Genomic DNA, 10,571 nt, shown 5'->3' with positions numbered 1-10,571 from the left:
TCTGTTTGAACACTGGCAGGAGCAACACATCATGGCACAGCTGACACACACACCGGTAATGACTGTCTTGCAATCTCTAGAGCAAATGAGCCAAACCAAGGAAGAACGATTACGGGCATTGGCACGCGAACGGGCAGTGTGGGATTACAACACAGAGATTCAAGTGGCAGAAGAACGTGGTGAGCAGCGAGGGTTGGAAAAAGGCATGAAAATATTCCTCCGCAGTATGATCGAAACAAAATTTGGTCAGCCGTTGCCAGATTGGGTGTTATCGCGGTTACGGGCTGCGACGCCGGAGCAGTTGCAGCAATGGGGGGTGTCGTTAACGCAGGCGCAGCGGTTAGAGGATATTTTCGAGGGTTGATCAATTTAGCAACCCAACACGGACAACATAAAAAAACCGCTCCACCCAATTCAGGGCGAGGCGGCTCGTATTACATACGGCGGTGTTTTGCTGTTTGCAGTTGTCAGTGATGTTGGGTTGTCAAACAACCGGCATTCCAACGTACACTGATATGGTAGGCACAGAAACGTGCCTACCCTACTGGGCTACAAAGGCAGCAGAATGATTGAGCTGTGAACTTAGGGTGATGTAGTAGTGAGTGTATGTGTTTTATGGTATCAACGCTATACGAGATGCCACTTGGTGGCATGTTTGTGTTAGATTTTTGGAAAATTTTACCAAAAATTAGCTTCAAAATTAGAAGGCAACATCATGTTGATCGAATTTAGCGTTGGCAACTGGCGGTCCGTCAAGGATCAGCAAACCCTCAGTTTAGTATTGGCAAAGGGTAATGAACTAGCTGACGTCAATAGCTTTGTCCCAGCAGCTCCCGCAACTACAAGCCTGCTGCGTACTGCTGCAATTTATGGTCCAAATGCGGCGGGAAAATCAAATCTGCTCCGAGCCATTCGTACCATGAAAAAATTTGTGGTTGAGTCCGCAAGAGATCAGTATGGAGACTCAATTCCTGTTGTTCCTTTCCTATTAGATAGCGTCAAAAAAAATGAGCCTACTGAGTTTGAAGTGATTTTTGTTGCGGAGGGAATCCGCTATCAGTATGGCTTTTCTGCTACTACAGAACGCGTCCATGAGGAGTGGTTGTTTGCATACCCACACGGCCGTGCTCAGAAATGGCTAGGAAGAGTGTGGAATACTGAAACAGATAATTATGACTGGGAGAAATGCAGCTCATTAACTGGCCAGAAACTATTGTGGCAAGAATCTACACGACAAAATGCACTCTTCTTATCCACAGCCGTCCAGTTAAATAGCAAGCAGTTACAACCTGTTTATGACTGGTTCAAAAAAACACTGCGCATGGCAAATGTTTCTGGCTGGACACCATCTTTTACTGCCTCGCTCTGCAAAGATATTGAGCAACGAAAAAGAATTTTGGATTTTCTAAAAGCAGCGGACCTTGATATTCAAGATGTAGTCGTAGAATCAGAAAAAATGTCTCTAAAGCATCTTCCTTCTGACATGCCAGAAGAGTTGAAAAGTACAATCTTATCAAACATGTCCGATGCAGAAGTTTTTGACATTAAAACATTACATCAATCGTCTGATGGCAACTTAGTTCCATTCGATTTTGATGATGAGTCTGACGGTACGAAAAAGTTTTTTGCTTTTGCCGGACCTTGGCTTGATACCTTAAAAAATGGCTATGTCTTAGTTATTGATGAATTGCACGAAAATCTCCACCCAAAGATGGTCCAGTTTCTAGTGCAGCTCTTTCATAATAATGAGATGAATCCAAAAAATGCTCAACTAGTATTCACCACCCATGAAACATCTATTCTTGACCAAAATGTCTTCCGTCGTGATCAGGTTTGGTTTTGTGAAAAGGATTATAGTCAATCCACTCGACTCTATCCGCTGACTGACTTCCATCCAAAGAAGGGGCGCGAGAATTTAGAAGCTAACTATCTAGCTGGGCGCTATGGAGCATTGCCTTACTTAAGAAGTCTGAAGAATTTAGATTTGGAGGCAGAAAGTGGGCAGTGACGATCTTTTTCATAAGCGCAAAGCAAAGTCTGCGAGAGACTCAGCACGCCGCCAACCTGTTCGCGCCTCATACGATAAGGTTTTGATCGTTTGCGAGGGTGCCAAAACGGAGCCGCTATATTTCAAAGAGCTAGTGGACCACTATGAAATTCACAGTGCAAATGTGACTATTAGCGGCGATTGTGGCTCAGATCCCGTTAGTGTTGTGAAACATGGTATTCAGTTATATGACAAAGAAAAATTAGCAGGAAGTGGGCCTTTCGATAAAGTTTACTGTGTCTTTGATCGTGATGCTCATCCTAATTATCTGCAAGCGCAGGTAGATTTGTCGAACATAAGGAAAAAAGGGGTCTTTTATGCTATAAAATCAATACCTTGTTTTGAATACTGGCTTTTATTGCACTTTATTTATAAAACGGCTCCATTTATGGCAGTGGGCAATGTTAGCTCGGGGGCAGCAGCTCTCCGTGAATTGAAAAAATACTGGCCTGATTATGAAAAAGCTGGGGTCGGTAGTTTTTCTTATACCCTGAGTAAATTAGAGTATGCCAAAGCGAATGCAAAGCGCGCTTTGCGTGAGGCGGAAAGGAATCACACAGACAATCCATCTACCAATATTCATGAGCTCGTTGATTATTTACAGAATATAAAGAACGGAAGATAAGTTTATGGAGCTGTAGGTTTCAACTATATGGTCATCAATTGCTGACTAAAGATGGGCACGGATTTTGTGCCCACCAAGCCGCGACCAAACACCAACAATCAACGCAATTTCTGCTCTAAACGTGCAGCACGCGCCCCGGGCGCAGGGTGGCTAGAGAAAATCGTGCTGTTGTTGCCATACTTACTTTCCAACTTCCGCAAAGCCGTTACCGCACCACCAGTTTTATACTGATTCCGCTGTAAAAACTGCAGCGCAAAATCATCCGCCTCGTTCTCTTGCTTTTGCGAAAACTGCGCGTTTACCAATTTCTCACCTAACGCCCCCAAAGCAGATTGCGACAAAGCCGCTGCCGTACTGCTGCCACTGGCGGCAATGGCTTGTCGCACCGCAGACGTGCCATAAGCCACTTGCAACGCATTTTTCGAATGTCCCAACACCACATGGCCAATTTCATGCGCAATCACATAACGCAATTCATCATCGCTCATCGCATCCATCAAACCGCTATAAATACGAATCGACCCATTTGGCACTGCAAAAGCATTCACATCTGGTTTCAAATACACTTTGTACTCTAAGCTTTTACCATCGACTTGCCGCCAGTTTTTAGTCAACTGCGCCAAACGCTTAGCGTATTTACTGTTTTTCGCCGCGACTTTTTCTTTGCTGTCGTATTGGCTAATTGTCCGATCACCCAAGGCTTGCGCATCAGCATCAGATAACAATGCCGCTGTTGCCAAACTTTGCCCTGCTGCCACCAAGCCATTGACGTTGCCCGACTGACAGCCAGCCAACCCTAACACTGCCACAGCCATCAGCGATACTGCATAGCGTTTCATATGGATCCTTCGATAGGTTGCGATTGAAAACAGCATATTCTAAAAAAAACCCCGCCACTCGGCGAGAGTGACGGGGTAGGTCGGACAAACAGAGGCAATAGGCTAGACCATCATGCGGTTGCTGAGTTCACGCATACCCGCAGACAACATCGCCAAATCCAAAGCAGGATACGCGCGCAGCTCAATCAACATTTGATGACACAGCTCGAGTTCTTCTTGACGATTGGCTAACCAATGCGAGGCAAAACGGCCATCCTGACACGCTTCGCACGCCAACGCTTTTTCAGTCAAACCACGGTGCATACGATACAAGTCATCACGCAAAGCCGACCGTGCCAACGATTGCCAACGGTTATCACGCGGCAAGCGTGTAATCGCATCGCGCAACCAATCCAGTTCCAACGCCTTACCTAATTGGAAGTAGTTTGCCGCAACCACTTCACCATCCAGCTGGCCTTCTTCTGCCAATTCGGCAATATCAAAGAATGCGGCAGCAAAATCGAGGCGAGAGATCAACGCCGCCAACTCTGCCGGAACACCCTGCTCTAAACAATGGCGTTCCATCTGTGCCACATTCTCATCATCAGCACTGGCGACTAACGAAGGCAGACTGTTCATCAAGGTTTGTACCGAGGCATGATAACGTGCCAACAAAGCAGAAATCGGTTCTTGATGACGGCGGTTATGCAGAATCCAGCGTGCCGCACGTTCAACCAAGGTTCGTACCCGAATCATCAATTCAACTTGAATATCTGCTGAAATGGCGTTGTCTAACGCTTCGATTCGTTGCCATAACGCTTCTGCAGCAAAAATACCATCTGCAGCCCAGAAAGCACGGGCAATGTCGGCATCGCTAACCCCCATCTCCTCGCGCAAGCGGAAAGCAAAAGTAATCCCCATGCGGTTGACGATGCGGTTGGCCAATTGGTTAGCGATAATCTCACGCTTCAGGTGATGGTTTTGCATGGCTTCAGCAAAACGCTGTTGCAAAGGCTGTGGGAAATAAGCGGTTAAAATTGGCAAGAAATCCGCTTCATCTGGCACATCCGAAGCCAACAACGCCCGATCCAACGCAATTTTGCTATAGGCCAACAAAACCGCCACTTCAGGCGCTGTTAACCCCTGACGATTGGCGCGACGTTCGGCAATTTGCTCATCCGATGGCAAGCCTTCTAGCGCACGTTTTAACTCACCGCTTTTTTCCATCGCTGTAATCAAACGGCTTTGTGCATTTAACATCTGCGCCGAAGAATAGCGATTGATAGCTAAAATTTGGGTTTGCAAATAATTATTGCGCAACACCAACGAGCCGACTTCTTCCGTCATCTCAGCCAACAAGACATTACGCTGCTTCAGCGTCATATCTCCTGCAGCGACAACACTGCCCAGCAAAATCTTGATATTCACTTCATGGTCAGAGCAATCGACCCCTGCCGAGTTATCAATCGCATCGGTGAAGATCAAGCCGCCCTTCATCGCAAACTCCACCCGACCTGCTTGGGTAAAGCCAAGGTTACCGCCCTCACCCACCACTTTCACGCGTAACTGGCACCCATCGACACGCACGGCATCGTTGGTGCGGTCGTTTGCCGCGCTATGGGGTTGATGGCTGGCTTTAACATAGGTGCCGATACCGCCGTTGTAGAGCAAATCAGCCGGTGCTTTGAGAATCTCATGAATCAACTCATTCGGCGCCATGCTATCGCGTTCTGTCCCTAGCCATGCCTTGATTTGAGGCGAGAGCGTAATCGATTTCAACTTACGATCAAACACACCACCGCCTTCTGAAATCAGCGTGGCATCATAATCCGCCCACGACGAACGCGGCAGCTCGAATAAACGTGCCCGTTCCGCAAAACTGACGCTGGCATTCGGTTGTGGGTCGATAAAGATATGGCGATGGTCAAACGCAGCCAACAGGCGAATATGTTGCGATAACAACATGCCATTGCCGAACACATCGCCCGACATATCGCCCACACCAATCACGGTAAAATCTTGCTCTTGGGTGTTGATTCCCAAATGGCGGAAGTTCCGTTTCACCGACTCCCACGCGCCGCGTGCGGTAATGCCCATTTTTTTATGGTCATACCCAACAGAGCCGCCAGAAGCAAACGCATCAGCCAACCAGAAGCCGTATTGCTCAGACACACCATTCGCAATATCCGAGAAACTCGCCGTGCCCTTATCAGCAGCCACTACCAAGTAAGGATCATCTTCATCCAAACGCACAGTATCAACTGGTGGCACAATTTGGCCATTGCAGATGTTATCGGTCAGGTCTAACAGGCCAGAGATAAACATCTTGTAGCAAGCCACCCCTTCCGCCAGCCACGTTTCACGGTCGGCAGGGCTGGCTTGTTTGACCACAAAGCCACCTTTTGACCCCATCGGTACAATCACCGAATTTTTCACCATCTGCGCTTTGACCAAACCCAACACTTCGGTACGGAAATCTTCCATCCGATCCGACCAGCGCAACCCACCGCGAGCCACTTTGCTACCGCGCAGATGCACCCCTTCCACACGTGGGCTATACACCCAAATTTCATATAACGGGCGAGGCAATGGCAGGAAATCCACCTTGCCAGATTCGAGCTTGAACGACAGATAGGCTTTCGGCTGTTGTTCTTTGCGTTGATAGAAGTTGGTACGGCGAATCGCCAAAATCACGGTCAAGAAAGCATTGAGAATTTTATCTTCATCAATGTTCGCCACTTGCGTTAAGGCTTCGCGAATCTCTTGTAACAACAACGCAGCTTGTGCCTCATCGCGTTGAGTTGGATGTAGGCGAGCATGGAATAAAGCCACCAAACGGCTCGAAATTGCAGCATAGTTTGCCACGCAATGTTCGATATATTGCTGGCTAAAGGTCAGCCCACCTTGGCGTAAGTATTTTGCCAACGCACGGATCAACGTCACCTCACGCCAATCCAAACCTGCGGCTAAGGCCAAGCGGTTAAAGCCATCGCTTTCCGCCTGTCCAGCGGTGACTTTCAACAACAATTCTTGGAAACGAATCCGAACGGCTTCATCATCCAAGCGTTGTTCATCCGGTGCCACCAAACCAAAATCGTTGATCCACAGTTCGGCACCATCGGCGCGCGTCACCCGATAAGGACGTTCATCACGCACCCGCACGCCCAAACTTTCTAATACAGGTAAGCTTTCGGACAAGCTGACCGGCTCGCCAAAGCGGAACACTTTGAGATGATGACGGCCGGCATTGCGTTGGAAAGGACGATACAGTTTGACCGACAGCGGCTGTGCTGCAGACAATGCTTCGAGCTGTTGCACATCTAATACCGCATTGCGCGCATCAAATTCTTCACGATAGGCCACAGGGAAGGCATCACGATAGCGATAGAACAGATGATTGCCGTCTTCTTCTCCGCGTGTTTCGATCAAGTGTTGATGTAGTTCCTCACTCCACCCACGCACCACCCGCGCAATTGCAGTTTCTAACAGTGCTTCGTCATAGTCCAAGACATCCGCTGCTGGGGTATGCACGATGTAATGCACCCGCGCCAGTCGCAAATCAGCAATCGCCACGCTGAATTCGGCATGTGTTCCATTGAAGGCTTCGAGCAATAAAGCTTCGATTTTTAACCGTACTTCAGTGTTGAAACTGTCGCGAGGGATGAATACCAAACAACTGACATAGCGGTGATAGTGATCTTTCCGCGCAAACAAACGGGTACGTGGGCGTTCTTGCAAATTCACCAAGCCTTCGGCAATCGGTGTCAACACGTCAGCAGGGACTTCAAACAACTCATCGCGGGGATAAGTCTCTAAAACAAAGTTCAGGGTTTTGGCTTTGTAGCTGTTATCGACATAGTCGAGTGCCGCGCAAACTTGACGGATTTTTTGGCGCAACACTGGAATATCACGCGGCGAGGCGTGGTAGGCACTGGCGGTATAGAGACCCAACACGCGGCGCTCGCCAATCACCTTTCCTTGTGCATCAAAGCGCTTGATTCCAATGTAATCCAGATGGGCGGCGCGGTGGATGGTCGATAAGGTTTGCGACTTGTTCAACACCAACAAGCGCGGTACATGGGCATATTCACGCAGCGTTTGTGGCAGTTGGGCAAAACTTTCCGAGTATTCTTTATTGCCTTGGTTACGCAAAATCCCCAAGCCCGATCCCGCCACAATCCGCAACGCATCGCAGCCATTGGCATCGCACACCAAGTCGTAATCACAAAAGCCCATCAGCAAAAAGTGATTGTCTGCCACCCAACGCAGGTACTCAGCACTTTCGGGGGCTTCTTCATGTTCCATCGTTTGCAACTGATCGGCCAACGCCAACACCTGCTGCCGCATCGCATCGCCATCGTGCACCACGATTTCCACATCGGTCAGCACTTGCTCCAGCTCTGCTGCCAATTCTGCTAATTGTTCGGGGTCGGTAATGCGGTCGATTTGTGCGTGAATAAACGACTCTAACGGCGAACTGTGCTGTTCAGCGCGGCGAATGGCCACTGCTTCACCGGCGGCATCGCGTTCTACTTCTAACACAGGATGGATAAGCAAGTGCAGGGTGACGTTGCGCCGCGCCAGCAACATCGCCAAGGTGTCGATCAGAAACGGCATATCCTCATTGACGATCTCAATCACGGTATGGGTGCTTTGCCAACCGTGGCGTTCGATGTCGGGGTTATACACGCGCACTTTGGTATGGCCAAATTGACGCTGTTGGGCAAATTCGAGATGAGATAAAGCCGCACCAAACACATCGGCGGCAGTAAAGCGTTTCAGGTCTGCTACTTCGGCTTCTTCGAAATAAGCAGGAAACACGGGTGCCAGCCGCGCCGCCTGATCTGGAGGCAACGATGCGCTTGCTATCGCATCGATATCTGCAATCAGGGCTGACAATTCAGGTTTGATAGAGAAAGACATGAACACCTCGTGAAGTGAGAAGTGGGGTCGCCACTTTGTTATCGCTGTGGGTAATGCGCTAATACGGTGATGCAGGCCCACATTCTATTGACGCTTGGTGTCGCCGCATTTCCGTTTTGCGACGTTCCTCGCCACCAGCGCGACGGAAACGTCAGAAACACGCTACACTGCAGCGCCATCGCTCATCGGCCCAGTGGAATTTTCAATGCCTGTGCTTTCTTCTCCTTCTCGCGCGCAACGATATGGTTTTTTATTGTTGCCCCAGTTCTCTTTGTCCAGTTTTGGCTTAGCAGCAGATGTGCTGATGCGTGCCAATCAGCTTGCCGAGCAACCGCTGTATGAACTGTTAACGCTTTCACTCCATAGCAATGAAACTGTTCGTGCTAGCTGTGGGTTACCGTGGCGGCCTGATTTAGAGTTGGCCTATGCGCCACGTTTAGATGCATTGTTTGTGATTGGGGATGAAGCGGGGCCCGATACCGAAACCGACGATCTGGCGCGTGGGCTCGGTCAGTTAGTGCCACAGCCGGCATTGATCGGTGCCTTGGGCACAGCCAGTTGGTGGTTAGCACGCGCCGGTTTATTAGAAGGCTATCGCGCCACCATTCATTGGCAAGAAATCCACCGCTTTGCCGAAAGTTTTCCGCATGTCGTGGTGTCATCAAATTTGTTTGAGATCGACCGTGACCGCGCCACCTGTGCCGGTGGTGCTGCAACGCTTGATTTCATGTTAGCGCTGATTTCACAAACACAAGGCAATGATTTTGTGGCGCAGCTGTCTGAGCTGTTTAGTATGGAGCGCATGCGGCCGGGGAATGAGCGACAGCGCATCCCGTTGGCAACGCGGATTGGCGGCAGTCAGCCTAAGTTGACTGAGGCGGTGGCGCTGATGGAGGCGAATATCGAGGAGCCGTTATCAACCGATGACATTGCCTATTATGTTGGTTTGTCGCGGCGGCAGTTGGAGCGATTGTTTAAGCAATATTTAAATACGGTGCCTTCGCGCTATTATTTAGAACTGCGCCTCAACCGCGCCCGCCAGCTGTTGCAACAAACCAGCAAGTCGATTGTGCAGATTGGTTTGTCATGTGGTTTTTCGAGCGGCCCGCATTTCTCTAGCACGTATCGCAATCATTTTGGCATCACACCAAGAGAAGAACGCTCGGTGCGTTGAGAGAAATTAATTTTGAGCAATTCGGCTAAATCCCGATGTGGACGGGATTTAGCCGAATTGAATGCTAGGATCGGTTCAGCTTTTCACAAGTAGCCAAATAATCATCAACAGCTTCTTCAAATGCAGCGCGTAACTCGGCAACTGACTCTCCATGAAACCCTACAACGTCACGAATCCCTGCAATATGGCCAATAAAACAGCCATCCTCATCGCTGTATTCGATATGAGCTGAGTAGTCTTTGTAAGTCATAAGGTTCATAGATGTACTTCAACCGCGATAACTGGCCTGTTTCATCAACTTAGCGGTGATGTGCATGATGCCTTTGATCGGTGCAGGAAGGGCAGCGGCACCGTAGGAATGCGCCATTTCAGCGTGTTTCACCTCATCCTCACGCATCTGCGTCAAAATTGCGCGGCTTTTCTCATCTTGCGCTGGTAACGACGCCAAATGCTCATTCAAATGCGCCTCCACCTGATATTCCGTTTCCTCCAGAAAACCCAGATTCCACTTATCGCCTAATATCCCTGCGCCCACCCCAATCGCCAACGAACCCACATACCACAGCGGATTGAACACACTGGTACGCCCACCCAACTCACGAATCCGCTTTTCCGTCCATGCCAAGTGTTCGGTTTCTTCCTGTGCTGCATGTTCCAATGCCTGACGCGCTTCCGGATTACGCGCCGTTAACGCCTGACCTTGATACAACGCCTGTGCACACACCTCACCACAATGGTTGATCCGCATCAGCCCAATCACGTGCGAGCGTTCTGACTCACTCAATGGTGCATCAACCAAATGAGCATCAGGATGGGGACGAATACTGTGGGCGGGGGCTAACAAAGTGCGCAAGCCTTTATCAAACTCGGTAATCACACGATCTACATTCATCGCTTTTTCTCTTTCCACATGACATTTTTTGTCCATTGATAGCGGACGGTGTGCTTTGCCGCCGCACCTTACACCAAAAAAGCCTGTTTGCC

8 protein-coding genes are annotated in these 10,571 nt (G+C 49.2%); 4 read left to right on the top strand and 4 right to left on the bottom strand.

What is annotated here, in order from left to right; translation table 11 throughout:
* The 3 genes from ACTBZS_RS02825 to ACTBZS_RS02815 all read left to right on the top strand — a co-directional run.
* Window positions 1–364, top strand: a 364-nt coding sequence (locus ACTBZS_RS02825) for a hypothetical protein (protein WP_463043205.1), incomplete at its 5' end; no start/stop codon positions are given.
* A 351-nt stretch (window positions 365–715) separates the two neighbouring features.
* Window positions 716–2,008 (top strand): AAA family ATPase, encoded by a 1,293-nt coding sequence (locus ACTBZS_RS02820; RefSeq protein WP_463043204.1) that lies wholly within the window; start codon window positions 716–718, stop codon window positions 2,006–2,008.
* Entirely contained in the window at window positions 1,998–2,672 is a 675-nt protein-coding gene (locus ACTBZS_RS02815; RefSeq protein WP_463043203.1) for an RloB family protein, read from the top strand. The genes ACTBZS_RS02820 and ACTBZS_RS02815 overlap by 11 nt, the downstream gene beginning before the upstream one ends.
* A gap of 98 nt (window positions 2,673–2,770) precedes the next feature.
* Here the strand turns inward: ACTBZS_RS02815 and ACTBZS_RS02810 are convergent, their stop codons facing one another.
* Entirely contained in the window at window positions 2,771–3,511 is a 741-nt protein-coding gene (locus tag ACTBZS_RS02810; RefSeq protein ID WP_463043202.1) for a M48 family metalloprotease, read from the bottom strand.
* Between the two features lie 102 nt (window positions 3,512–3,613).
* A complete protein-coding gene (locus tag ACTBZS_RS02805; protein ID WP_463043201.1) occupies window positions 3,614–8,413 on the bottom strand; it encodes an NAD-glutamate dehydrogenase in 4,800 nt (1,599 codons plus the stop codon).
* A 205-nt stretch (window positions 8,414–8,618) separates the two neighbouring features.
* Between ACTBZS_RS02805 and ACTBZS_RS02800 the strand changes: the two genes are divergently transcribed.
* The gene (locus ACTBZS_RS02800) at window positions 8,619–9,587 is read left to right on the top strand and encodes a GlxA family transcriptional regulator (protein WP_463043200.1); all 969 of its coding nucleotides are present in this window, start codon (window positions 8,619–8,621) and stop codon (window positions 9,585–9,587) included.
* A 64-nt stretch (window positions 9,588–9,651) separates the two neighbouring features.
* Here the strand turns inward: ACTBZS_RS02800 and ACTBZS_RS02795 are convergent, their stop codons facing one another.
* Together ACTBZS_RS02795 and coq7 are read right to left on the bottom strand one after the other, a co-directional pair.
* A complete protein-coding gene (locus tag ACTBZS_RS02795; RefSeq protein ID WP_463043199.1) occupies window positions 9,652–9,846 on the bottom strand; it encodes a type II toxin-antitoxin system HicB family antitoxin in 195 nt (64 codons plus the stop codon).
* A 9-nt stretch (window positions 9,847–9,855) separates the two neighbouring features.
* Window positions 9,856–10,479, bottom strand: a complete 624-nt coding sequence (gene coq7 / locus ACTBZS_RS02790) for a 2-polyprenyl-3-methyl-6-methoxy-1,4-benzoquinone monooxygenase (protein ID WP_463043198.1) — start codon at window positions 10,477–10,479, stop codon at window positions 9,856–9,858.
* Between the last annotated feature and the right edge of the window lie 92 nt (window positions 10,480–10,571).

It is taken from the genome of Aquaspirillum sp. (assembly GCF_055136605.1).
This window is presented reverse-complemented; position numbering and strand designations above follow the sequence as displayed.

What these genes read in the sequence shown, in the direction of transcription:
- ACTBZS_RS02810 (WP_463043202.1), bottom strand. Translation starts at nt 3,511, where the DNA reads ATGAAACGCTATGCAGTATCGCTGATGGCTGTGGCAGTGTTAGGGTTG.
- ACTBZS_RS02820 (WP_463043204.1), top strand. Translation starts at nt 716, where the DNA reads ATGTTGATCGAATTTAGCGTTGGCAACTGGCGGTCCGTCAAGGATCAG.
- coq7 (WP_463043198.1), bottom strand. Translation starts at nt 10,479, where the DNA reads ATGAATGTAGATCGTGTGATTACCGAGTTTGATAAAGGCTTGCGCACT.
- ACTBZS_RS02795 (WP_463043199.1), bottom strand. Translation starts at nt 9,846, where the DNA reads ATGAACCTTATGACTTACAAAGACTACTCAGCTCATATCGAATACAGC.
- ACTBZS_RS02805 (WP_463043201.1), bottom strand. Translation starts at nt 8,413, where the DNA reads ATGTCTTTCTCTATCAAACCTGAATTGTCAGCCCTGATTGCAGATATC.
- ACTBZS_RS02800 (WP_463043200.1), top strand. Translation starts at nt 8,619, where the DNA reads ATGCCTGTGCTTTCTTCTCCTTCTCGCGCGCAACGATATGGTTTTTTA.